This window comes from Mesorhizobium loti, assembly GCF_013170705.1.
GTDB lineage: Bacteria > Pseudomonadota > Alphaproteobacteria > Rhizobiales > Rhizobiaceae > Mesorhizobium > Mesorhizobium loti_D.
Genome location: NZ_CP033334.1, coordinates 327416 through 351803 on the forward strand (window position 1 = coordinate 327416; position 24388 = coordinate 351803).

At 64.4% G+C, this 24388-nt stretch carries 22 protein-coding genes and 1 tRNA gene; 8 read left to right on the forward strand and 15 right to left on the reverse strand.

From position 1 onward, the window contains the following. Positions 1 to 3: 3 nt before the first annotated feature. The 9 genes from EB815_RS01470 to EB815_RS01510 all read right to left on the reverse strand — a co-directional run bounded on the left by EB815_RS01470 (position 4) and on the right by EB815_RS01510 (position 10553). Positions 4 to 903: a branched-chain amino acid ABC transporter permease gene (locus EB815_RS01470; RefSeq protein WP_056569313.1), complete on the reverse strand. Its 900-nt coding sequence runs from the start codon at positions 901 to 903 to the stop codon at positions 4 to 6. Next, the gene (locus tag EB815_RS01475; protein ID WP_056569310.1) at positions 900 to 1835 is read right to left on the reverse strand and encodes an ABC transporter ATP-binding protein; all 936 of its coding nucleotides are present in this window, start codon (positions 1833 to 1835) and stop codon (positions 900 to 902) included. Before EB815_RS01475 ends, EB815_RS01470 begins: the two co-directional genes overlap by 4 nt. 122 nt (positions 1836 to 1957) lie before the next feature. Further along, positions 1958 to 3058, reverse strand: a complete 1101-nt coding sequence (gene sfnG, locus EB815_RS01480; protein ID WP_056570359.1) for a dimethylsulfone monooxygenase SfnG — start codon at positions 3056 to 3058, stop codon at positions 1958 to 1960. A gap of 166 nt (positions 3059 to 3224) precedes the next feature. Further along, positions 3225 to 4685 (reverse strand): FAD/NAD(P)-binding protein, encoded by a 1461-nt coding sequence (locus EB815_RS01485; protein WP_056569307.1) that lies wholly within the window; start codon positions 4683 to 4685, stop codon positions 3225 to 3227. Beyond that, a complete protein-coding gene (gene ssuD / locus EB815_RS01490) occupies positions 4682 to 5854 on the reverse strand; it encodes an FMNH2-dependent alkanesulfonate monooxygenase (RefSeq protein WP_056569305.1) in 1173 nt (390 codons plus the stop codon). The genes EB815_RS01485 and ssuD overlap by 4 nt, the downstream gene beginning before the upstream one ends. 271 nt (positions 5855 to 6125) lie before the next feature. After that, positions 6126 to 7061, reverse strand: a complete 936-nt coding sequence (locus EB815_RS01495; RefSeq protein ID WP_056569302.1) for a sugar ABC transporter substrate-binding protein — start codon at positions 7059 to 7061, stop codon at positions 6126 to 6128. Then, positions 7058 to 8056: an ABC transporter permease gene (locus tag EB815_RS01500; protein WP_244494018.1), complete on the reverse strand. Its 999-nt coding sequence runs from the start codon at positions 8054 to 8056 to the stop codon at positions 7058 to 7060. The genes EB815_RS01495 and EB815_RS01500 overlap by 4 nt, the downstream gene beginning before the upstream one ends. Further along, the gene (locus EB815_RS01505; RefSeq protein ID WP_244494017.1) at positions 8053 to 9051 is read right to left on the reverse strand and encodes an ABC transporter permease; all 999 of its coding nucleotides are present in this window, start codon (positions 9049 to 9051) and stop codon (positions 8053 to 8055) included. The genes EB815_RS01500 and EB815_RS01505 overlap by 4 nt, the downstream gene beginning before the upstream one ends. Continuing rightward, a complete protein-coding gene (locus EB815_RS01510) occupies positions 9048 to 10553 on the reverse strand; it encodes a sugar ABC transporter ATP-binding protein (RefSeq protein WP_056569298.1) in 1506 nt (501 codons plus the stop codon). The genes EB815_RS01505 and EB815_RS01510 overlap by 4 nt, the downstream gene beginning before the upstream one ends. Positions 10554 to 10883: 330 nt before the next feature. On the opposite strand from EB815_RS01510, the gene EB815_RS01515 reads away from it, so the two are divergent. From EB815_RS01515 to EB815_RS01530, 4 genes are all read left to right on the forward strand, one after another. Further along, on the forward strand, positions 10884 to 11558 hold the full coding sequence (locus EB815_RS01515; RefSeq protein WP_056569295.1) for a GntR family transcriptional regulator: 675 nt from the start codon (positions 10884 to 10886) through the stop codon (positions 11556 to 11558). Positions 11559 to 11582: 24 nt separating this feature from the next. Then, positions 11583 to 11912, forward strand: a complete 330-nt coding sequence (locus EB815_RS01520) for an L-rhamnose mutarotase (protein WP_056569292.1) — start codon at positions 11583 to 11585, stop codon at positions 11910 to 11912. Between the two features lie 234 nt (positions 11913 to 12146). Further along, positions 12147 to 13658: a UxaA family hydrolase gene (locus EB815_RS01525; protein ID WP_056569289.1), complete on the forward strand. Its 1512-nt coding sequence runs from the start codon at positions 12147 to 12149 to the stop codon at positions 13656 to 13658. Positions 13659 to 13719: 61 nt separating this feature from the next. Then, entirely contained in the window at positions 13720 to 14466 is a 747-nt protein-coding gene (locus EB815_RS01530) for an SDR family NAD(P)-dependent oxidoreductase (protein ID WP_056569286.1), read from the forward strand. A gap of 33 nt (positions 14467 to 14499) precedes the next feature. On the opposite strand, the gene EB815_RS01535 is transcribed toward EB815_RS01530, so the two are convergent. The 3 genes from EB815_RS01535 to EB815_RS01545 form a co-directional block, all read right to left on the reverse strand. Next, a complete protein-coding gene (locus tag EB815_RS01535; protein WP_155772465.1) occupies positions 14500 to 14799 on the reverse strand; it encodes a hypothetical protein in 300 nt (99 codons plus the stop codon). Positions 14800 to 14829: 30 nt separating this feature from the next. After that, a tRNA-Ala gene (locus EB815_RS01540) sits at positions 14830 to 14905 on the reverse strand. 172 nt (positions 14906 to 15077) lie between these two features. After that, positions 15078 to 15464, reverse strand: coding sequence for a TIGR02300 family protein (locus tag EB815_RS01545; RefSeq protein WP_056569283.1), 387 nt, complete (start codon positions 15462 to 15464; stop codon positions 15078 to 15080). Between the two features lie 206 nt (positions 15465 to 15670). On the opposite strand from EB815_RS01545, the gene aroA reads away from it, so the two are divergent. The 3 genes from aroA to rpsA all read left to right on the forward strand — a co-directional run bounded on the left by aroA (position 15671) and on the right by rpsA (position 19861). Next, entirely contained in the window at positions 15671 to 17029 is a 1359-nt protein-coding gene (aroA, locus tag EB815_RS01550) for a 3-phosphoshikimate 1-carboxyvinyltransferase (RefSeq protein WP_056569280.1), read from the forward strand. A 277-nt stretch (positions 17030 to 17306) separates the two neighbouring features. Then, positions 17307 to 17957, forward strand: a complete 651-nt coding sequence (cmk, locus tag EB815_RS01555; RefSeq protein ID WP_056569277.1) for a (d)CMP kinase — start codon at positions 17307 to 17309, stop codon at positions 17955 to 17957. Between the two features lie 206 nt (positions 17958 to 18163). Then, positions 18164 to 19861 carry a 30S ribosomal protein S1 gene (gene rpsA / locus EB815_RS01560; RefSeq protein WP_056569274.1) on the forward strand — a complete coding sequence of 566 codons (1698 nt, stop codon included), beginning with the start codon at positions 18164 to 18166 and terminating at the stop codon, positions 19859 to 19861. A 90-nt stretch (positions 19862 to 19951) separates the two neighbouring features. Here the strand turns inward: rpsA and EB815_RS01565 are convergent, their stop codons facing one another. The 3 genes from EB815_RS01565 to EB815_RS01575 form a co-directional block, all read right to left on the reverse strand. After that, on the reverse strand, positions 19952 to 20659 hold the full coding sequence (locus EB815_RS01565; protein WP_056569271.1) for an SDR family NAD(P)-dependent oxidoreductase: 708 nt from the start codon (positions 20657 to 20659) through the stop codon (positions 19952 to 19954). 236 nt (positions 20660 to 20895) lie between these two features. Further along, entirely contained in the window at positions 20896 to 22500 is a 1605-nt protein-coding gene (locus EB815_RS01570; protein WP_056569268.1) for a 5-guanidino-2-oxopentanoate decarboxylase, read from the reverse strand. Beyond that, complete coding sequence (locus tag EB815_RS01575) at positions 22497 to 23345, reverse strand: dimethylarginine dimethylaminohydrolase family protein (RefSeq protein WP_056569266.1); 849 nt, start codon at positions 23343 to 23345, stop codon at positions 22497 to 22499. Before EB815_RS01575 ends, EB815_RS01570 begins: the two co-directional genes overlap by 4 nt. Positions 23346 to 23561: 216 nt before the next feature. Here EB815_RS01575 and EB815_RS01580 point away from each other — a divergent pair, with 216 nt between their 5' ends. Next, positions 23562 to 24377, forward strand: coding sequence for an ABC transporter ATP-binding protein (locus EB815_RS01580; protein WP_081295046.1), 816 nt, complete (start codon positions 23562 to 23564; stop codon positions 24375 to 24377). The last annotated feature ends 11 nt before the right edge of the window (positions 24378 to 24388 follow it).

A 24388-nucleotide genomic window follows, 5' to 3' on the forward strand; every position in this document is an offset into this window, starting at 1 on the left:
GGCTCAGACCCTTTCCACGAGCTTCTGGCCGAACAGGCCGGAGGGACGGATCAGGAGGAAGACGAGGGCCACGACATAGGCGAACCAGCTCTCGATGCCGCCGCCGAAATAATCGCCGATATAGACCTCGGCGAGCTTCTCGCTGGCGCCGATCAACAGCCCGCCGACAATGGCGCCGAGAATGGAATCGAAGCCGCCGAGCACCAGCACCGGCAGCGCCTTCAGCACCACCAGCGACAGCGAGAACTGCACGCCTAGGCGGGCGCCCCAGAGCAGTCCGGCGACAAGGGCGACAAGGCCGGCCGCGGCCCAGACGGTGCCCCAGATCAACGGCAGCCGCAGACCGACGGCGAGCGCGGCGAACTGATCGTCGGCGACGGCGCGGAACGAGAGCCCGATGCGGGTGTAGCGGAAGAACAGCGACAAGAGCAGAACCATGCCGGCAGCCACCACCGCCGCGAAAATGTCGAACTGGCTGATCAGCACGCCGCCGACTTCCAGCGGCACGTCCTCGATGCCGAGGTCGAGACCATGGACCTGCGTGCCCCAGATCAGTTGGGCGGCGCCCTCGATGATGTAGGACAGGCCGAGCGTCGCCATGAACAGCGTGATCGGCGGCTTGTTGATCAGAGGCCGCAGCACCGTACGCTCGATGACGACACCCATCGCCACCATGATGGCGAAGGTGACCACCAGCGCCAGCGCGAACGGAATGCCGCGCTCGACGAGGCTGACGAAGGTGAGGGCGGCGAACAGCAGCATCGCGCCTTGCGCGAAGTTGAGCACGCCCGATGTCTTGTAGATCAGCACGAAGCCGATCGCGACCAGCGAGTACATGACGCCGGAGAGCAGGCCGCCGACGAGCACTTCGATGAAGAACTGGTAGTCAAAGTCGGCGATCATATGCCTGCCCCGTCCTCGTTGTCGGAGGCGACGCCGAGATAGGCGTCGATGACGCGCTGGTCGTTCCTGACTTCATCGGGCGTGGCGTCGGCGATCTTGCGGCCGTAGTCGAGAACGGCAATGCGATCGGACAGACCCATGACGACACCGACATCATGCTCGATCAGGATGACCGTCGTTGCGAAGCGATCCCGCGCGGCACGCACGAAACCTGCCATCTCGCTCTTCTCGCCGGCGGTCATGCCGGCCATCGGTTCGTCCAGCAAAAGCAGGCGCGGTTGCGCGACCAATGCGCGGGCCAGTTCGACACGCTTCTGCAGCCCGTAGGGCAACGTGCCGGCAAGACGATCGCGGACAGCCGTGAGATCGAGGAATTCGAGGATCTGGCCGGCGCGGCTCAAGGAGTCGCGCTGCTCGCCGCGCGAGCGGCCAATGCCCAGCACCTGGCCGGCAAAATTGGAGCGCACCCTGTAGGCAAGGCCGGACGCCACATTGTCGAGAACGCTGAGGCCCTTGAACAGGGCAAGGTTCTGAAAGGTCCTGGCGACGCCGAGAGGCGCCAGCCGCTGCGTCGGCACCTGGGCATAACTGATGCCATCGAGCTGGACGTGGCCGCGGTCGGACCGATAGACTCCGCTGATCACGTTGATCAGCGAGCTCTTGCCGGCGCCGTTCGGGCCGATGATGGCGCGAATTTCGCCCGGGCGAACCGACAGGTCGATATCGGCCAGCGCGACGACACCGCCAAAGGACAGGCTGATGCCGTGAAGCGAGAGCAGCGGAGCGGCGGCGACCGTGGCAGCCCCTCTGGGTTCGGTGTTGCCTTCAGATTGCTGCGCGGGGCTGAATGCCGCCGGCAAGCCGCGCGCAAAGACCTCCGGCGCATAGACCGAGGCCTCCATCATTCCAAGGGCATATCCAGCCAACAGCATTCCAATCGTCCTCGATTGCTCAGCAGGCGCAAAGCCTCGTTGACGCTCGATGGATCGAGCGTGCCTGGAAACCTTGATCGATGTGCAGGTCGGACCGCCCGGCCTGCCTTTTTTGAAAAGGGCTATTCCGCTGCCAGCGACGCTGCCTGTTCAGCATCCTCCAGCTCGCGAACGAGCGGGATGACGTGCTTGCCGAAATACTCGACCTCTTCCTGGAAGTGCAGGAAGCCGAGCAGGATGAGATCGGCGCCGGCACGCTTGAAATCGACAATGCGCTCGGCGACCTGCCTTGGCGTGCCGATCAGGTTCGAGCGGAACCCGTCATTGTACTGCACCAGATCCTCGAAGGAGGACTTTGCCCAATTGCCCTCGCCTTCCGGCGATGCCTTGCCGGCATTCTTGACCTCGTGGCCAAAAGCGTTGACCGCTTCCGGGTTGGCCTTGCCGATGATCTCGGCGAGCACCGCCTTGGCTTCATCCTCGGTCTCGCGGACGATGGCAAAGGCGTTGACGCCGACCTTGACGGAATGATTGTTGGCCTTGGCCTTCGACTTGAGGTCGTCGACCTGCTTGGCGATCTCGGCCGGCGTGTTGCCGTTGGTGAAGTACCAGTCCGAAACGCGCGCGGCCATGTCGCGCGCTGCACGCGATGAGCCGCCCTGGAAGATTTCGGGCACCTGCGGCGGTTTCGGCTTCAGCGAATATTCGTTGAAGCGATAGAAATCGCCACGGAAGGTGAAGCTGTCTTCGGTCCATATTCCACGCAGCGCACGAATGAATTCCTCCGAACGGCGGTAGCGCTCGTCGTGGTCGAGCCAATGCTCGCCGATGGCGTGGAATTCGCCACGGAACCAGCCGGAGACGAGGTTGATGGCGACACGGCCATTGGTCAGGTAGCTGATGGTGGCGAGTTGCTTGGCCGCCAGTGCCGGATTCCAGGGGCCAGGCAGGATCGCCGCGATGACCTTGAGCGTCGTCGTGGCGGCCAGCAGATCATGGCTGAACGCCACGGATTCATGCTGTTCGTCAGCGCCGTAGCCGGCGGTGAAACGGATCTGGCTGAGCGCATAGTCGAAGCCGGCTTTTTCGGCGATCTGTGCCAGCTTGCGGTTGTACTCGGCCGAATGGTTGGTGCGCTGCTCGATGTTGGAAATCACCAGGCCGCCCGAAACATTCGGCACCCAGTAGGCGAACTTGACCGCGTCATTTCCTGTCTGTGCCATGAACTGTCTCCCATTCAGGCCGTGTCGTTGATCGGTCCGGTCGATGCCGGATTTCGCCAACATTTATTATGTCTACTGATTATATATACAAAGTAGTATTTTCCGTTTTTGGCGCCCTCTAGGGTCGGAAATACCAATTTTGCCCGGCCAAGCCGGCTTGTGCCTGTCAGCGCCCGACCGGACTGTGCGCGGTATTGGCACCGACTGCCTCGGCTGGCAGGGATGCTTCGAGCAATTTTGCGATTTCGCCGGCGACTGCCTGGGCATGGCGGGCGACCTCGGGGAGGCCCATGAGTTCGCCAAAGGTCCCTCGCGCCAATGGGCCGGCGACGAAGAGACTGGCGGCCGCCTTGCCATCCCGGCCGACGGCACGACTGTCGAGATTCGTCTCGATGCCCAGTCCGTATCGGTCGGTCCTGACCAGCCCGGCCCCGGCCAGGGAGCGCAGTGCTGGATTGAGCTGCAGCGACTGTCCATGAGCCGGTCCTGTCGTGTTGATGACGGCATCGAAGCGGGCAGTCTCGATCCGTGTCTGCCCGCGCCGTTGAAAGCTGACCGCGAGGCTGTCGCCCTCATCGTTCGACGCGACAAGTCTGGCGGCGATGGTGTCGAACGTGCCGGCGCTCTGGCGGCGGTCGAGCACGGAAGCGACTTGTGGCGCGATCCTGAAGCGATGCACGTCCCAGAACACGCGCAGCTGACGCACCAGCCTTGCCCGCTCCGGCGGAGCAAGGGCCGCCCACAGCACCGGCCCCTGCAGGCGCAACTGGTCGAAGACAGATTGCCAGTTGACGTTGGCCTCGCGCGCCACTGCCAGCGTCGCGCGAATGTTCCTCAGCAGGCCAAGCGCCGATGTGGCCGGCGCCGACGCAAAGTCACCAAAGGGCTCCCCCCTGACATCGGGATGGCCACGCGAGCGCAGCCCGCGGCGCGACAGCGCCAGGATGCGGCCGCGATGGCCACGGCGATCAAGCTCGGCCACCATGTCGGCCGACGTTAGCCCGGAGCCGACGATCAGCACCGAGGCTTGTGGTCCGATCGCGGCAAGAGCTGACGCCGCATAGGGGTTGGCGATAAAACCCGGCGCTTCCGTCAAGGACTCCAGCGCATTGGGAATCCCAGGTTGAGGATGCGTCGCCGCCAGGATCATGATGTCGGCTGAGACAGGCCCGGCGGAAGTCTGCACGTTCCAACCCGGGCCATCACCGTCGCGGATCACGCCGGTGGCGTTTCCTTCCACGTGACGAACCGCGCCTGAAGCGAGATGGGGAGCGAGGTGCTCGGCGACGTAGCGGCCAAAGACGCGCCGGCGCGGATAGATGTCGCCATTCTGCCAGAGGGCGTCCGTGTCGCTCTCGATTTCCCCACTGCCGGCCAACCAGCGTGCAAAATGCTGCGGATCGTCGGGAGCCATGCTCATTCTGACAGCCGGGACATTGACCCGGTGCGACGGCTCCTCGCTGGAATAGGCCAGGCCGCCGCCAAGCGCCGGTCGCGGCTCGATCACCGAGATCGACAGGCGCTCCGGCCGATGCGCCCGCGCCAGGTGCCAGGCCACGGCAGCGCCGGAGAAGCCGCCGCCGATGATGGCGACGCGCAATCGGCGGGCCGGAAGCAGCGCGTTCACGAGGCGCTGGCGAGCGATTTCGGCCGGTGGTCGCCGGCGATGGTCTCACCGAACGGCCCGGTGTTGACGGATGTGCCGGCTGCCTTGACCGGGTGATCGGTCGGCAGTTTCGGCAGCACCAGTTCGCCGAAACGATAGGCTTCCTCCAGATGCGGGTAGCCGGACAGGATGAAGGTATCGATGCCGAGGCGTCGGTATTCGTCGATCCGCTCCGCGACCGTGTCGGGATCGCCGACAAGGGCGGTGCCTGCGCCGCCGCGCACCAGGCCGACGCCGGCCCACAGGTTGGGCGCGATTTCGAGCTTGTCGCGGCTGCCGCCATGCAGCGCGCTCATGCGCGCCTGGCCGACGGAGTCCATGCGGGCAAAGACTTTCTGAGCCGAGGCTATCGTCGCGTCGTCGAGCCGGCTGATCAGGCTCTCCGCCGCGGCCCAGGCCTGTTCGGTGGTTTCACGCGCGATGACATGCAGGCGAATGCCGAAGGAGAGTTTGCGACCGGCCTTCTCGGCCAGTTCGCGCACGGCGTCCAGCTTGCGCTCGACATCGGAAGGCGGTTCGCCCCAGGTCAGGTACTTGTCGATCTCCTGCGCCGCCACCACCGATCCGACATCCGACGAGCCGCCGAAGTAGAGCGGCGGATAGGGCGTCTGCACCGGCGGGAACAGCAGCCTGCCGTCCTCGATGCGGAAATGCTTGCCCTGATGCTCGACCGTCTCGCCGCTCAGCACGCGCTTGTAGATCTGGAGGAATTCCTGCGTCACTTCATAGCGCTCGGCATGCGAGAGGAAGATGCCGTCGCCCTTGTTTTCCAGCGGATCACCGCCGGTGACGACATTGATCAGCAGCCGGCCATTGGAGATGCGGTCGAGCGTGGCGGTCATGCGCGCGGCGAGTGTCGGCGATTGCAGGCCGGGCCGGACGGCGACGAGGAAACGCAGCCGCTCGGTCAACGGCGCCAGCGCCGAGGCGATCACCCAGGAATCCTCGCAAGCACGGCCGGTCGGCAGCAGCACGCCGTAATAGCCCAACGTGTCGGCCGCCTTCGCCACCTGCGTCAGATAGGGTAGGTCGACGGCCCTGCCGCCTTCCGTCGTGCCGAGATAGCGGCTGTCGCCATGCGTCGGCAGGAACCAGAGAACCTTGATGCGATCAGGAATGTCCTTGGTCATGGCTGGCCTCCGGCAATGCGGCGGCGGCCTGACGAGGTTGAAAGCGGGCGCGGAAGGGCGGGCATGGCGGAGTCCTGTCCTGGAAAACCAGATCGCCCGCGCACTTTGCTTATTCTATAAATTCTGTAGAGTTAGTTTATTCCAAATCCGCCGCCAAAACTGGAAATTCTCTCCTTCAGGCCAACAGCGTTTTCCCGACGCGAGCGAGATGCAAGTCCATCAAAATCAAGCGAAGGCCGGCCCGGCGCCGTGCCGGGCCGGCCTTGACCGATCAGAACGCCGGCTCGACCGAGTTGACGTTGTCCTTGGTAACGACGGTCAGCGGGATCGGCAGCCGGTCCTTGACCTCCTTGCCGTCGATGATCTCAGCCATCGTGTTGATGGCCAGGCGGCCGTCCTCGACCGGGGACTGCACGATGGTCGAATACATCTCGTTGGTGCGGATCGATTCGAACGCGTCCTTCTGGCCGTTGATGCCGACGATCGGCGGTGCCGCCTTGGACGGGTTGGCCTCCTTCCAGGCGTCGATGAAGCCGCGCGCCATGGTGTCGTCATTGGCGTAGACGCCGCTGATCTGGTCGCCGAAGCGGGTGATCAGGTCGCGGCTTACCACCAGCGCCTTCTGCTGGTCGAAGTCGGCATTGACGGTGTCGAGCACCTTGATGTCGGCATTGGTTTCCTTGAGGCGATCCGTGAAGCCGGTCACGCGGCCGATCGTGGTGCCGTTGCCGGCCTGGCCGGCGATGATGACGACCGAGCCCTTGCCACCGAGCGCCTTGCTGAGCGAATCCGCGGCGAGCTTGCCTTCCTCGTAGACGTCGGGCCCGGTGAAGGACTTGATGAACGGCTTGGCATCGTCGCTCATCGGTGAATTGATAAGGATCGCCGGGATGTTGGCCTGCTGCGCGCGGGCGAGGCCCGGTATGTAGGCCTGCGGATCGAGCGGCCACAGGATGATGCCGTCGACCTTGCGCGCCACGCAGGTGTTGAGCTGCTCGGTGCCCTTCTGGACGTCGAAATCCTGGCTGAGGCTGAGGATCTCAATGTCGAGTTCCTTGGCACGGGCTTCAAGGGCCTTGTTGGCCGGCGTGGCATAGGCATGCGAATCCGCCGCCGTCACATAGCAAACCGTCTTGGCGCTGGCCCAGCCTGTCGATGCCAGCACCGCAATGGCGGCGATCTGGAGCATGCTTGTCTTGCCGATCATGTTTTTCCTCCTTGAGTGATTGGATTGTCGCGAATGAGCGCGGGGCGCGTGCCCGTAGCCCTCCCCTTGGTGGTAATGGCCCGATCAAGCACGACGAGCAGGATCAGGATGAGCCCCGATACGACCTGCTGGACGTATGCGGGAACGGACTGGAACTCCATGGCGATGGTCAGCGAGCCGATGGTCAGCACGCCGCCGAGCGTGCCGAGCGCGGATCCCCTGCCGCCTTCGAGACGGGTTCCGCCGACGACGACGGCGGCGATGACGGCAACCGTCAGTTCCGAGCCGAAGACGGGCGAACCGGTGTTGGTGACGAGGCTCTGCAGAACCCCCGCCAGGCCGGCAAGCGTGCCGGCGAAGACAAAGCCGAGACAGACGATGCGGTCCGAAGCAATGCCGCTTTCCTTGACGGCCGCCGGGTTGGAGCCGACGGCAAAGACATTGCGGCCCGGAATGGTGCGCGTCAGCCACAAATGCAGCAGCACGATCAGGATGATGAACAGCGCGCTGCGAATGGTGAAGACTTCGAGATAGATCTTGGCCAGCGCCAGCGAGAGCATGATGTCGGTGCCTGTCACCGGCTGGCTGTTGGTGATCCAGTGCGCCAGCGAACGGAAGATCAGCATCGTCGCCAGCGTCAGGACGAGCGAATTCACCTTCAGGCCGACGACCAGCGCGCCGTTGATGGCGCCGGCCAGCGTGCCGACCAGGATGCCGGCGATCGCGGCTGGGAGGATGCCGATCTCGCGCTGGAGGATGACCGACACGATGCCGGCCAGCGCGAACACCGCGCCGCCGGAGAGATCGATCTGGCCCGATATCAACAGCACCGTCAGGCCGATGGCGATCAGGCCGATCGTCGCCGCGCGGTCGAGGCCTAGGCCGAGGGTCGAGGCGGAGAAGTAGCCCGGAACCACCAGAGCGGAAATGATGAGCGTCAGGCCGAGGATGATCACGACCCGGTGCCGCGAGGCAAGCGTCAGCAGCCGCATCATGCCACCCCCCGCTTGCGCAACGCCGCATCCATGCCGACGGCGCCGACGATCAGGATGCCGAGCACAAAGCCCTGGATCGGCGTGCGCACGCCGTCGAGAACCATGACATTGGTCAGAAGCTGCACGAAGATGAGGCCGGCGATCGCCCGCGGCACCGAGCCGAAACCGCCGATGATCGACACGCCGCCGACCACCACCGCGGTGATGGCGCTGAATTCGTAACCGGCCCCGATGAGCGGCCGCGCGCTTTGCAACGTCAGCCCGAGCAGGCCGCCGCTGATGCCGGAGGCGAGCGCCGTGATCACGAAGGCGCCGGCCTTCACCGCCTGCACGGGAACGGCGCTTGCCTCGGCGGCTTTGTAATTGCCGCCGGTGGCGAGCGTCCACCGGCCCCAGAAGGAACGCGACAGCACGAAATGGCCGATGAGGGCGATGGCCAGGAAGATCAGCACCACGACCGGAATGCCGAACAGGCGGCCCTTGGCGAATTCGGCCGAGGCCGGGTTGCTGCCATAGACGATGACCCCGCCGACCGCCGCCTGGACGATGCCCAGGCCGATGGTGCCGATGCCGAGCGTGGCGATGATGGGATTGATGCCGACATAGCCGACCAGCACGCCGTTGAGCAGGCCGATCAGGCCGGCGAGGCCGACGGCCAAAACGAAGGCGGGCAGCGGACCGATCAGCGGCTGCAGCCCGAGCGACAGGATGGCGCCGCAGGCGATCGTTGCCGGCACCGACAAGTCGGCCAGCCCGCCGACCACCAGCACGAAGGTCATGCCGACGACGACGATGCCGACGATGGACATCGAGGTCAGGACATTGAGCAGATTGCCTGTGGTGAAAAAGGCAGGGCTGACAAAGGAGCCGTAGAGCAGGACGGCCAAAATGGCGAAGGCGAGCCCCGCTTTCGACAGAGCGCCGACAAGCCTGCCGCCGCGCGTAAAACGGTCGTTGCGGTTCACGCCGGTGATCTCCATGGCCACGTCGGTCACGCCATTTCCTCCCCCGTCGCCAGCGCCATGATGCGTTCCTCGCTGAGGTCGGCACGCATCAGCGGTTCGCAAGCGTGCCCGTCGCGCATCACCACGACGCGGTCGCAGACGCCGAGGATTTCGGGCAGTTCCGAGGAGATCATGACCACCGCCATGCCGCCCGCGACGAGCTGGCCGATAATGTGATGGATCTCGGCCTTGGCGCCGACATCGACGCCGCGCGTCGGCTCGTCGAGGATCAGCGCCGACGGCTTGGCGGCAAGCCATTTGGCGATCACCGCCTTCTGCTGGTTGCCGCCTGAAAGGAGATTGATGCGGCGTTCGCCGTCGGGCGGCGAAATGGAAAACTGCTTCACATAGTCCGCCGCCAGCGCGCGATCGGCACCGCGGCTGATACGCCCGAAACGGCTGAGGCGGCGCAGTATGGGCAGGCTGATATTTTCCCGGATCGACATGCCCGGCACGATGCCGTCGCCCTTGCGGTCTTCCGGAACATAGGCAATTCCCGCCTTGACCGCCTGGGACGGGGAATTGATCGAGACCTTGCGGCCGTTGACGCTGACCGTGCCTTCGACCAGCCGCGACAGGCCGAAAATGGCGCGCGCCACCTCGGTGCGGCCGGCGCCGACCAGACCGGTCAGGCCCAGTATCTCGCCGGCCCGCACATCGAAGCTGATATCGCGGAAGTGCTTGCCGTCGCTGATGCGCTCGACGCGCAGCCCGGACCTGCCGATCTCGGCCTGGCTTTTGGGGAAGACGTTGCTGACCTCGCGGCCGACCATCAGCCGGATCATCTGGGCGGCATTTATGCCTTGGATCGGACGGGTCTCGATCATTGAGCCGTCGCGCAGCACGGTCACCTCGTCGGCGATCTCGAGCACCTCTTTCAGCCGGTGGCTGATGTAGATGATGGCGATGCCGTCGTCGCGCATCTTGCGCAGGATCCGGAACAGTGCCGCCGTCTCATGCTCGCTGAGGCTCGATGTCGGCTCGTCCAGGACGATGATGCGGGGCTGGGCCGCGTAGGCCTTGGCGATCTCGACGAGCTGCTGCTGGCTGATCGACAAATCGCCGAGCCGTTCGCGCGGGTTGATGGCCGCTCCCAGCTCGTCGAGGACGGCGGCGGCCTTCCTGACCATCTCGCCCTTGCGCAGAAAACTCCATTTGCCGGGCATTCGGCCCAGATAGACGTTTTCCGCGACCGTCAGATCCGGCACCAGATTGATCTCCTGATGCACCATGCGGATGCCGAGCGCCTGGGCGTCGGCCGGCCGGCGCATGCGAACCTCGGCACCGCCGACCTCGATGGTGCCGCTGGTGGGTGCGTAGGAGCCGTTGAGCACCTTCATCAGCGTCGATTTGCCGGCGCCGTTTTCGCCCACAACAGCGTGGACGGTGCCGAACCTGACAGCGAAATTGACGTTGGACAGAGCCCTCACGCCCGGAAACGTCTTGCTGATGCCTTTCATGTCCAAGGCGAAATCGGCGGCGACGGCACTCATGTCTGGCTAGGTTCCTCCCTGGCGGCCTATCCCGTTGTCCTCGGCACCGGATGGTGTATTATTTTAGTATAATATCCTATTGGAGCGCGAGCCACCTCTGACCTGAATGCTCACCTCCGGGTGTGCGAATTGGTTCAGGCCTTCGTCTGCGGATCGAATTCCTCAGTGCGGATGCCGGACTATTGCACTAATATAACAGTTCTGACAAGCTGGATTCCGATCTGCCTGGAACCGCTCCGTTGCGGGGGATCGCCACGCGCATTGGGTGCATTCCAATTTACATTCTAATATAATCTGATCATTTCTGGTGAACGAAGCTACGGATTTGCCATGGACCTGGACCCTACGACCCTCAATCGGGCTCTGCCGCTCCGCGATCAGATCTATCAGAAGATCCGTAATCTGATTGTCGTCGGACAGATGAAGCCGGGGGAAGTGATCAACGAGGTTGCCATCGCGGAGGCACTCGGTGTTTCACGCACGCCCGTTCGGGAAGCTGTCAAGCGCATCAGCGACGAGGGCCTGGTCAAGATCCTGGCGCAGACCGGCACCTATGTCGCGCCGATCAGCCGCGCCGACCTGGAAGAGGCCTATGTGATCCGCCGGGCACTCGAGATGGAGAGCGCCAGGCGTGCGGCCGTGAAGCTGACGCCGGCAGCCGCCGAGCTGCTTGAGGACAACATGGCGGCGCACCGGCTTGCCATATCGCGCGGCCGGTACGCCACCGCGATCCAGCTCGACGACGTCTTCCATCGTACCATTGCCGAGATCTGTGGCCTGCCAATGATCTGGCGGGCCGTCGACATTTCCAAGGCGCAGATGGATCGTGGCCGTTATCTCGCCATCCCCAAGCCCGGGTACGGCGAACAGACGATCGAGCAGCACGAGGCCATCCTTGACGCGCTGAAGCGACACGATGCCGAAGGCGCCGCGAAGGCAATGGAGCACCATCTCGAGACGTCGTTCCGCAACACGCTCGAAGTCGCCGCCGATCTTCTCGGCTGAACCCGCACCGGAGACGACCCGCACATGCGGAGAATGGGACTTTGCATCGGCCTGAAGGCCGAGGCGATCGCCGAGTACAAGCGCGTCCACGCCGCCGTCTGGCCTGACGTGCTCGAAGTCATCAGCCGCGCCAACATTAGCAACTACTCCATCTTCCTGCGTGAGCCCGAGAACCTGCTTTTCGCCTATTGGGAGTATCACGGCAGCGATTTCGCCCAAGATGCCGCGCGAATGGGCGAATCCTCCGCCATGCGCAAATGGTGGGAGCTTTGCGATCCCATGCAGAAGCCATTGCCGACCCGCGCCGACGGGGAATGGTGGGCAGCCATGGAAGACGTCTTCCATCTGGACTGACCGCGGGCCGATCATGCCTGGTCACTTGCCCGGCCAGATGCCCGGTTTCGGTCAGGCTTGATCCGGGCGCGGCGGACAGGGATCGAATTCACTCCCTCCACGCCAAGACGTTGCCCCAGTCCTGACCACGCGGCTGTCACCGTCGCTGCTTGACCATTGACATTCTATTATATTAGTATTTTTCATCATCCATCCCTGGCTTCGTCGGGGAGAGCTTCTTTCAGAGTTTGTGTAATGACGCGGTTCATCCAGCTTTCGCACGCCGACAACATTCTTCTTGCGGTCGACCCGCTAAAGGTCGGCGACAAGGCCGGTGACGTCGCGGCCAGGGCACGGATACCGCGCGGCCACAAGATGGCCGTGCGCGACATCGCGTCGGACGAACCGATAGTGAAATACGGCCAGACCATCGGCTTCGCACGCGAACCAATCGTCGCCGGCGACTGGGTGCACGAGCACAATGTGTATCTGCGCAATTTCGAGCGCGACTATCTGTTCGGCACAAATGCCAGGCACACGCCTGTTCTTCCAGAGGCCGAGCGCGCCACCTTCCTGGGTTACCGCAGGCCGAGCGGCAAGGTCGGCACGCGCAACTTCATCGCCGTCCTGACTTCGGTGAACTGTTCGGCCAGCGTCGCCGGCTTCATCGTGGAAGAGGTCAACCGGTCGGGCATCCTGCGCGACTATCCCAATGTCGACGGCGCCATCGCGCTGGTCCACGGCACAGGCTGCGGCATCGACACCCAAGGCGCCGCCTACGATCTCCTGAAACGCACGCAATGGGGGTTTGCCACCAATCCCAATGTCGGCGGCGTGCTGATGGTCGGGCTCGGCTGCGAAGCGTTCCAGATCCCGCGCTGGATGCAGTCCTACAACATCGAGGAGAGCACCACCTTCCGCACGATGACGATCCAGGAGACCGGAGGCACCCGCAAGACCGTCGAGGCCGGCGTCAAGGCGATCCTCGACATGCTGCCGACCGTGAATGCCGCGGAAAGAACGCCGCAGCCGGCTTCCGAACTGGTGCTGGCGCTGCAATGCGGCGGGTCGGACGGTTACTCCGGCATCAGCGCCAACCCGGCGCTCGGTGCGGCGGTGGACCTACTGGTCGCGCAAGGCGGGACGGCCGTTCTCTCGGAGACGCCCGAGATCTATGGCGCGGAGCATCTTCTCACCTTGCGCGCCGAGACCCGCGAAGTGGGCGAGAAGCTGATCGAGCGCATCCGCTGGTGGGAGGCCTATACCGCCAGGCACGATATGGAAATGAACAACAACCCGTCTCCCGGCAACAAGCTGGGCGGGCTGACGACCATACTGGAGAAATCGCTCGGCGCCTCCGCCAAGGGCGGTACGACCAATCTGCGCGCCGTGCTCGAATATGCCGAGCCGATCAACGAGCGCGGCCTCGTCTTCATGGACACGCCGGGCTACGACCCGGTCTCGGCCACCGGACAGGTTGCCGGCGGCGCCAACATATTGTGCTTCACCACCGGACGCGGCTCGGCCTTCGGCTGCAAGCCGACGCCCTCGATCAAGCTCGCCTCCAACTCCTTCATCTTCGAGCAGATGCGCGAGGACATGGACATAAACTGCGGCGACATACTGGACGGCGTGACGCTGGCCGAGAAGGGCGAGGAGATCTTCACCGAGATCCTGCGCGTGGCATCGGGCGGGCGCACCAAGTCGGAATCGCTCGGCTATGGCGACAACGAGTTCGTGCCCTGGAGTCTCGGCGCGACGATGTAGCAATACCGCCCGCTTCCACCGGGCAGCCCCCCAGCATCTCAAACGGAAAGAACCGCTCGACATGAACAGGATCGATCTTGACGGCCAGCACGCCGTCGTCACTGGCGGCGCGCAAGGCCTCGGCTTCGCGATGGCCAAGCGTTTTGTCGCCTCCGGCGCGACGGTCACCTTGTGGGACATCGACGAAGCACGTCTCGATGCGGCCAAGCGGGAGCTCGGCAAGGCCGCCACGACGCTGGCCGTCGACATAGCCAGTTGGGAAGCGGTGGACGCCGCCCGCGCCCGAACGGAGGAGATCGCCAACAAGATCTCCATCCTGGTCAACTCGGCGGGCATTGCCGGCCCGGCCGCGCCGCTCGACAGCTACGACATCGATGTCTGGAAGAAGGTCATCGACATCAACGTCAACGGCACCTTCTACGTCAACCGCGCCGTGGTTCCCGGGATGAAGGAGCGCAATTACGGGCGTATCGTCAACATCGCCTCGGTCGCCGGCAAGGAAGGCAATCCCAATGCCGCCGCCTATTCGGCCTCGAAAGCCGCGGTCATCGGCATGACCAAGTCGCTTGGCAAGGAGCTGGCGCAGTACGACATCGCGGTCAACTGCATCTCGCCGGCGACGGCGCAGACGCGCATCCTCGAGCAACTGACGGCCGAGCACATCGAATATATGCGTTCGCGCATTCCGCGCGGCCGCCTGCTGGAGGTCGACGAGGCCGCCGCCATGGTCGCCTGGCTCGTCTCGAAGGAAAACAGCTTCACCACGGCCTCGACCTTCGATCTGTCGGGTGGACGCACGACCTACTGATCGAGTAGAACTTCCGCGCGGCACCTGGCGGCGTCAGCCGCCGGCCGGCAGGTTGATGGCCGGTGCCTGCCTCGACACGATTTCGAGCGCGCCGTCGGGCACGGCGGCCGCGATGCCGAGAATCTGACCGAAGCCGAGAAGCACGCCGAGGAGAGCCCGGAGCGAGGCGTGGTTATCGATCTTATCGCCGAAATGGGCAACAGACGGCGAGCCCTGTTTGGGAGTCGGCGCGACAGTTAGGCGGTGCCGCCCTGGATTGTCGGCGCACCCCTCTGGCGAGCGAGCTTGTTCCGGACTGCCCGGGGCGAGCGTGAACAGGGCCGTGGCGCCCATTCATCGTTTATGGTTGGCTGAGAGACTGTTTGGTGGAGCCAATCGGAATCGAACCGACGACCTCTTGAATGCCATTCAAGCGCTCTCCCAACTGAGCTATGGCCCCACTTCCGGCAGTCAACCGGCGCCGTTTCCGGCGAAGAGATCAGCGCGGGTTGGAACACCGCGCCGTTAGTGCAGGCGGCTTCTAACCCCGCCTTTCCCAGATATCAAGCCTTCAATGCCGGCTTTTTGTTCACAGGCCAAGAAAGCCTGCAAACGCTTGTCTCTCGGGTCGATCAGACCTCGTCGTCGTCGTCGCCGACGCCGATCATGTCGGCAACGTCGTCGTCTTCTTCCTCTTCGTCGGCGAGGAAGGTGTCGTCCTCGTCGTCGCCGAGATCAACGTCCTCGTCGTCGCCGAGATCCGGCAGGTCGTCGCCCTTGACGTCCTCGTCGGCCTCTTCGAGCGAGACGACTTCAACGCCCTCTTCGTCCTCGGCGTCCACTTCCTTCTCGGCCACTTCCTCTTCCTCCTCGAGGGCGGCGATCTTGCCTTCCTCGAAATAGGAACGTGGATAGGTCTTCCCGGTGTAGGGCGAGACGATCGGGTCCTTGTTCAGGTCGTAGAATTTTCGACCCGTTTCGGGGTCGATACGCTTTGTGCCAAGTTCGGTTTTTGCCACGGCAAGCCTCGTGAATAAAAGAGTGGTCCCCTTAACCACTGTTTGCGGCGCTGTCAAAGCCAAAAGCCGGCGTCACAAAACCAAGCAGTAAAAGGCCTCGCGGCAAGTGACGACCATGGGGATGACCATTTCGCCCCGCCGTGATACGAGACCGCCGCAACAAATGAAAAGCGCCGGCCCGCCGGCATTCCGTCCAGGGAAATTCCATGTCTCACGCCGCCGCTGCCAAGCCGGCCACCGCCCGCAAATCTCAAGCCCTTTCCGGCACGGCACGCGTGCCGGGCGACAAGTCGATATCGCACCGCTCCTTCATGTTCGGCGGTCTCGCCTCCGGCGAAACCCGCATCACCGGCCTGCTGGAGGGCGAGGACGTGATGCGCACGGGCGCGGCCATGAAGGCGATGGGCGCGCATATCGAGAAGCGCGGCGCCGAGTGGGTGATCCGCGGCACCGGCAATGGCGCGCTCCTGCAGCCGGAAGGCCCGCTCGACTTCGGCAATGCCGGCACCGGCTCACGGCTGACCATGGGCCTGGTCGGCACTTACGACATGGAAACCACCTTCATAGGCGACGCCTCGCTGTCCGGCCGGCCGATGGGTCGCGTGCTCGAGCCCCTGCGCCAGATGGGCGTGCAGGTGCTGAAGGCGACGCCGGGCGACCGCATGCCGATCACGCTGCATGGTCCCAAGCACGCCGCACCCATCACCTACCGCGTGCCGATGGCCTCGGCGCAGGTGAAGTCGGCCGTGCTGCTCGCCGGCCTCAATACGCCAGGCATCACCACGGTGATCGAACCGGTGATGACGCGCGACCACACCGAAAAGATGCTGAAGGGGTTCGGCGCCAACCTGTCGGTCGAGACCGACGAGCGCGGCGTGCGCCACATCTTCATCGAGGGTCAGGGCAAGCTGACGGGCCAGACGATCGCTGTGCCCGGCGACCCGTCCTCGGCCGGCTTCCCGCTGGTCGCGGCACTCATCGTGCCGGGTTCCGACATAACAATCGAAAACGTGCTGATGAACCCGACCCGGACCGGCCTGCTTCTGACGCTGCAGGAAATGGGCGGCAAGATCGACATCTTGAACCCGCGCAATGCCGGCGGCGAGGATGTCGCCGACTTGCGCGTGCGCTATTCCGAGCTAAAGGGCGTCGCCGTGCCGCCGGAGCGGGCACCGTCGATGATCGACGAGTACCCGGTGCTGGCCGTTGCCGCGAGCTTCGCCGAGGGCGAGACGCTGATGCAGGGGCTGGAAGAGCTGCGGGTGAAGGAATCCGACCGGCTGTCGGCCGTCGCCAACGGGCTGAAGCTCAACGGCGTCGACTGCACCGAGGGCGAGGCTTCGCTTGCCGTGCGCGGCAAGCCGGGCGGCAAGGGCCTGGGCGGCCATCCCAACGGCCTGGACACCACGGTGCAAACCCATCTCGACCACCGCATCGCCATGAGCTTTCTGGTGATGGGACTGGCGACGGAAAAGCCTGTCACCATCGACGACCAGGCCATGATCGCGACGAGTTTCCCGGAGTTCATGGGCCTGATGACGGGGCTGGGCGCGGAGATCGAGTGATAGTCGTGGCAATCACGAACTTTGGAGATTGGGGGCCGACATCCTTCCCTTCGTCATCCACGGGCGGAGCGGGAGCGAAGCGGACGCGTAGACCCGAGGATCCATGCCATGACGCCAGAGCGTTGCGACGGTGCAGAGTTTTGGACCGCGGCACTCTTCGATTGATGTCACGGCATGGATCCCAGGGTCTCCGTAACGGAGCTACGCTCCTGCTCCGCCCTGGGATGACGAAGGCGCGTGGGCTGGACGCCAAGCTTTGCGAAGCGCTGGCCTGCCAATGACCTCAACCTTCACCATAGCCATCGACGGCCCTGCCGGCGCCGGAAAAGGCACGCTCGCCCGGCGACTCGCCGACCACTACCGGCTGAACCTGCTCGACACCGGCCTTACCTATCGCGCGGTGGCCTATGCGCTGATCCAGCATGCGCTGCCGCTCGACAATGTCTCGGCCGCCGAAACCGCCGCCCGCCAGGTCGACCTGGCGCAGCTCGACCGCGCGGTCTTGTCGGCGCATGCCGTTGGCGAGGCGGCCTCGAAGGTCGCGGTGTTCCCGACGGTGCGGCGCATCCTCGTCGAGAAGCAACGTGCCTTCGCCAGGACACCGCCGGGCGCGGTGCTGGACGGGCGCGACATCGGCACTGTCGTGTGCCCCGACGCCGACATCAAACTCTATGTGACGGCGAGCGCCGAAGTGCGGGCACGACGCCGGCTGGCCGAGATCGAAAGCATTGGCGGTACCGCCAATTTCGCCGAAATCCTCGCCGACATCGTGCGCCGCGACGAGCGCGACATGGGCCGCGCCGACTCGCCCTTGAAGCCGGCCGCCGACGCGCACTTGCTTGATACCAGCGAAATGGCTATAGAAGCCGCGTTTCTCGCGGCCATGGCTGTCATCGACGACGTGCTGGCCAAGAGAAACAAGGCCTGATCCGGGTTTTCATGCTGTTTCCGTTGCCGGAAGCGAAGAAAATACCCATATCGGGCACGAACCAGCCTGCCAGCATTCTTCATGCGCCGGAATTGCCGCTTCAAAGCGGCCCAGGGCTTTTTAAAGCCCGGAACGCCGGCAGGCCAACGCAACGCTAACCCACGGCGCCGTCCCGCTCAGAGATGCGGGGCACTCCAGGAGAAACAATGTCAGCTGCAAATCCCACTCGCGACGATTTCGCGAGCCTGCTCGAAGAATCATTCACCACCGGCCATTCCGGTGAAGGTCAGGTCGTCAAGGGCACGATCACCGCGATCGAAAAGGACATGGCCATCATCGACGTCGGCCTCAAGGTCGAAGGCCGCGTGCCGCTGAAGGAATTCGGCGTCAAGGGCAAGGACACCACCCTCAAGGTCGGTGACACCGTCGAAGTCTATGTCGAGCGCATCGAGAACGCGCTTGGCGAAGCGATGCTTTCGCGTGAGAAGGCCCGCCGCGAAGAGAGCTGGGTCCGCCTCGAAGAGAAGTTCACCAAGGGTGAGCGCGTCGAAGGCGTCATCTTCAACCAGGTCAAGGGCGGCTTCACCGTCGACCTCGACGGCGCCGTGGCCTTCCTGCCGCGCAGCCAGGTCGATATCCGCCCGATCCGCGACGTCTCCCCGCTGATGCACAACCCGCAGCCCTTCGAGATCCTCAAGATGGATCGCCGCCGCGGCAACATCGTGGTGTCGCGCCGTACCGTACTCGAGGAAAGCCGCGCCGAACAGCGTTCGGAAATCGTGCAGAACCTCGAAGAAGGCCAGGTTGTCGAAGGCGTCGTCAAGAACATCACCGACTACGGTGCGTTCGTCGACCTCGGCGGCATCGACGGCCTGCTGCATGTCACCGACATGGCATGGCGCCGCGTCAACCATCCGACCGAAATCCTCAACATCGGCCAGACGGTCAAGGTGCAGATCATCCGCATCAACCAGGAAACCCACCGTATCTCGCTCGGCATGAAGCAGCTCGAGAGCGATCCGTGGTCCGAGATCGGCACGAAGTTCCCGATCGGCAAGAAGATCAAGGGCACCGTCACCAACATCACCGACTACGGCGCGTTCGTCGAGCTGGAGCCGGGCATCGAAGGCCTCATCCACGTTTCGGAAATGTCGTGGACGAAGAAGAACGTGCATCCCGGCAAGATCCTGTCGACGACGCAGGAAGTCGACGTGGTGGTGCTCGAGGTCGATCCGGCCAAGCGCCGCATCTCGCTCGGCCTCAAGCAGACGCTTGAGAATCCGTGGGAAGCCTTCGCGCGCAACCATCCTGTCGGCAGCCAGGTCGAGGGCGAGGTCAAGAACAAGACCGAGTTCGGCCTGTTCATCGGCCTGGAAGGCGACGTGGACGGCATGGTGCACCTCTCCGACCTCGACTGGACCCGTCCGGGCGAGCAGGTCATCGAAGAGTACAATCGCGGCGACATCGTCAAGGCGCAGGTGCTCGACGTCGACATCGAGAAGGAGCGCATCTCGCTCGGTATCAAGCAGCTGGCCCGCGACACGGTCGGCGAAGCGGCGACTTCAGGCGAACTCCGCAAGAACGCCGTCGTCACCTGTGAGGTCATCGGCGTCAAGGATGGCGGGCTGGAAGTGCGGCTGGTCGACAGCGGCATCGAGACCTTCATCAAGCGCTCGGACCTGAGCCGCGACCGCGACGAGCAGCGCCCCGAGCGCTTCACCGTCGGCCAGAAGGTCGATGCCCGCGTCATCGCCTTCGACAAGAAGACCCGCAAGCTGCAGGTCTCGATCAAGGCGCTGGAAATCGCCGAAGAGAAGGAAGCGGTCGCCCAGTACGGCTCGACCGATTCCGGCGCTTCGCTGGGCGATATCCTGGGTGCCGCGCTGAAGAAGCAGGGCAACTAAGCCTCTTCTTCCGCCCCCAAAGAAAAAACCCCGCCGGAGCGATCCGGCGGGGTTTTTCTTTGGCGAGAGCCAGGTCGTTCGATAGCGGAGCTACGCCCGGCCGTAGAGGGGGACCAGCGTTCCGCTCATCGCCTGGTTGGCGGGCGAGGCGAGATAGGCGATGGCCTCGGCAGCCGCTTCGAGGCTGACCCATTTGGTGAAATCGGCATCCGGCATGTCGGCGCGGTTTGCCGGCGTGTCGAGCGTCGACGGCGCCACGGCATTGACCAGGATGCCCTTGGCCTTGAGCTCTTCGGCCATCGCCACCGTCATGGCCGCGACCGCCGCCTTGCTGGCCGTGTAGGCGACCATGCCGGCGCCGCGCCTAGGGTCAAGCCCGGCGCGCGCGGTGACATTGACGATGCGGCCTGATGTGCCCGAAGCCAGCATCGAACGGATAGCCGCTCGGCTGCACAGGAAGGTGGTGCGGGCGTTGGTGTCCATCATCTCGGCAAAGGACGCCGATTCGATCTTTTCCACCGGCGCCATGGCGAAACCGCCGGCGAGATGGATCGATCCCCACAAGGCGGGAACCTGGGTATAGAAGCCTTCAACCTTGGCGGAATCCGACAGGTCGACATTGTGCGCCAGCTTGACGTTCTCGTGCGCGGCGAATGGAAAATGGTGGGGTGCCGCGGCATGTGCGTTCGGCACATGGCAGATCGCGCCCTGCTCCAGCAGCCGGCCAACCACCGCGCCGCCGAGCGCGCCGGTTCCACCGGTCACGACGATATGCCTGCCTTGAAGTGTTTCCGTCATCCTGGATCGCTCCTGTCGTATTCTTATGGTTATTTCGCTTGTTGCGCCGCGCCGACGCGAAGCGTCGCGCCTTTCGGGCAATCACTCAACTGATATCTCGACATGGCAGTTGTTGCGTCTTTGCATGCGTCAGTTCGCCGGCCACCGCGATTTGCCGGCCCCGCGGCTCGCGCCGTGCAACCGGCAAGCCGGCGAATGGCCGGTACAGGTTGAAAAATCAACGCCGGCCTTGGCGCTCAATCGACCGTGATTTCGATGACACGCGGCAACCCTGTCGCCCGGGCCCGCCTCAGCGCCTGCGGCAAGGCGCCGATATCGGCCAGCCGCTCGGCACCGATGCCATAGGCTTCGGCCAGCTTGCAGAAATCCGGCGGCGCCGGCGAGACCCCCACAGGTTCGACACCGACATCGAGCATCGAGGTCTCGATCTCGCGATAGCCCCTGTTGTTCCAGACCACGAAGATAACCGGGGCCTGGGCATCGAGCGCCGCGCCAAGTTCGGGCAGCGTGAACTGGAAACCACCGTCTCCGGTCAGGCAGACAACCGGTGCATCGGGCACGGCTAGTGCCGCGCCGATCGCGGCCGGTGGGCCGTAACCAAGCGCGCCGAAGCCGGTGGCGGCATTGAACCAGCCGCCTGGCCGGTCGTGGTCGTAATAAAGGTTGGCGGCATAGACCGGCTGCGTCGAATCGCCGACGACAATGGCGCCCGGCAATGCGTCGCGGATCATCTCCACCGCACGCACCTGCGCCACATAGGCCGGGCTGAGCTCGGCGAACGCCGCCTTTCGTGCCGTGACGGCACGTGCCTCGCCGTCTGGCGCCGCAGGATGAGCGGAGCCGGTCACGGCAAGCAAGGCCTCGATCGCCTCGGCGCAGTCGGCCTGGATGCCGATCGTCACCGGGCGGCGCGCGAGCTGGTCGGCGCCGATGTCGATGCGGATCAGGTTGGAAGGCAGGACGAAGCCGCCATCGCCGTAGCCGTCATAATCGGTCGGACCGAATTCGGTGCCGGCGGCAATCACCAGATCGGCCTCGGCCATCAGCGCGCGGACCGCCTTCAGGCTGGGGCTTGCCGGCACGCAGAGCGGGTGGCGGTGCAGAAGACCCCGCGCATTGGTGGTCTCGACGACCGGCGCACCCAGTTTCTCGGCAAGGCGCCGCAATGGCGTTTCGGCACCCTTGGCGCCGCCGCCGGCCAGGATCAGCGGGCGATGCGCGGCGGCGATGAGTTTGGCTGCACCGGCAATTGCCGCGCCGTCCGGCGCCGGCGGTGCCGCATTGCTCAGCAGTGCCGTGATATTGTCAGCCGGCTTGATCATGACATCGGTCGGGATCTCGATATGCACCGGGCCCGGCCGCGAGGACGAGAACAGGGCGAAGGCCTGTGCCAATGCCCCGGGCAACTCGCTGGCCTCGGTGACACGCCGCGACAACAGCGCCACCTTTTCCATCATGCCGCGCTGATCCGGCAACTCATGCAGGAAGCCAAGCCCCTTGCCCAGCGTCGGCGTGGCGTTGACACCCGAGATGACCAGCATCGGCACCGAATCGGCTCGCGCCTGGCCCATGGCGGTGATGGTGTTGGTCAGCCCCGGTCCGGTGATGACGAAGGCGACACCTGGCCTGCCGCTGGCGCGGGCATAGCCGTCGGCCATGAAGCCGGCGCCCTGTTCGTGGCGCGGTGTGACATGGCGGATTTTCGAGCGCGCCAGGCCACGGTAGAGCTCGACCGTGTGGACGCCCGGAATGCCGAAGACAGTGTCGACGCCATGGGCTTCGAGCAGCGTGATGAGGGCTTCGCCGATGGTCGGCCCCGTGATCGTCTTGGTGGTCGTCATTGGCGCAGCACCGGACGTGTCAGGCAGGTCGGACCGCCCTCGCAAGCGATGCACAGCGCATCCGCCTCGAAGGTGGAAACCGTGCAGCCGGCCGCTTCCATGGCCGCCGCCGTCTTGGGAAAGCCGGCGACGGCGATCACCTGATGCGGCGCGGTCGGCAGCACGTTGAGGCTGAGCCCGTTGGAGGCCATGAACTCATCGGCATCGCCCTCGACCAGCTTGATGCCGCGTGCCCGCAGCATCTGGTAGAAGGCCGCCGGCAGGAGCGGCGAATAGACCAAAGCCAGATCGTCGGCGAGCGGACTGATCACCGACATCAGATGCAGGCAGGCTTCCTCGCCATGCCACAGCGGCAGATCGAAGCCAAAGACCTGGATGCCCTTGGGGGAGAGCAGGTTGGCGAGCTGCTGGATGCCGTCCTGGTTGGTGCGTACGCCGCGGCCGATGGCCAGCGTGCCGGCATCGACCCAGACGCAGTCACCGCCTTCCACCTGGCCGGGATGTTCGATGCGGCCGAGGATCGGAATGCCCATGCTGGTGTAGGCGGCCTCGTGCAGGCCGGGCTCCGGCCGGCGCAGTGCCTTGCCCATGGACAGGATGACGGCGCCGTGATCGGTCATCAGCGAAGGGTCGTGGGTGAAGACGGAATCGGCCAACCCGTCATCGGCGTCCGTCAGCCATTCGATCTCGGCCCCTGAAGCCGCGACCAGCTGCGTGAGCCGTTCATGCTGGGCGGCGGCTTTTTGCGGGTCAAAGCCCGGGCCATAGTGCCATTCCCGCGCCTTGGCGTGGCGCATGGCACTCGACGCGGACCGCATCAGCACGCGTTTGAGCGGTCCTGCCATGGACTGCGAACCGTATGTTTTGCCCACTAAATTCTCCCGAAACATCCCTGCCGCCACTAACCACTACAGCAAGCCGTGATCAATGGTCCAAAAACCATGGTTGACGGAGGCAAGCGGAACGGTCCATCTTGAGAAGGGGAACTCTGTCCAGTGATGGGTAATGGGTAAAACAATCCAGCAGCGATGGGCTCGACCGCTCCGCGGAGCGTCGAAGGGATGATGGCGCAGGGCGCTGCATCCGTCCTCGAAAGAACGGCGCAGGACGGCGCCGCCGAAGCCATCCATGTCGAAAACCTGCACAAGAAATTCGGCGAACTGCATGTGCTGAAGGGCGTGTCTCTGTCGGCACGCGATGGTGAGGTGATCGCCATCATCGGTGGCTCAGGCTCGGGCAAATCGACGCTGCTGCGCTGCATCAACTGCCTCGAAAATCCGACCAGCGGCATCATCCGCGTCAATGGCGAGGAGATCAAGCTGAAGGCGGACAGCCACGGCCACACCGTTCCGGCCGACCGCAAGCAGATCGAGCGCATCCGCTCCAAGCTCGGCATGGTGTTCCAGAATTTCAATCTGTGGAGCCACATGACGCTGATCGAAAACGTCATCGAGGTTCCGGTGCATGTGCTTGGCGTCAGGCGCGACGAGGCGATCGCCCAGGCCGAAAAGCTGCTGGCACGCGTCGGACTTGCCGAAAAGCGCGACGTCTATCCCGCCTATCTGTCGGGCGGCCAGCAGCAGCGCGCCGCCATCGCGCGCGCCTTGGCCATCAATCCGCGCGTCATGCTGTTCGACGAGCCGACCTCGGCGCTCGACCCCGAACTGGTCGGCGAGGTGCTGAAGGTGATCGGCGACCTGGCGCGCGAGGGCCGCACCATGGTGCTGGTCACCCACGAGATGAAATTCGCCCGCGAGGTCGCGACCCATGTCGTCTATCTCTACAACGGGCTGGTCGAGGAAGAAGGCCCGCCGGAACAGATCTTCGGCGCGCCGAAATCCGAAAGGCTCAAGCAGTTCATCCGCAACATCGGCTAGGGACAGGCCGG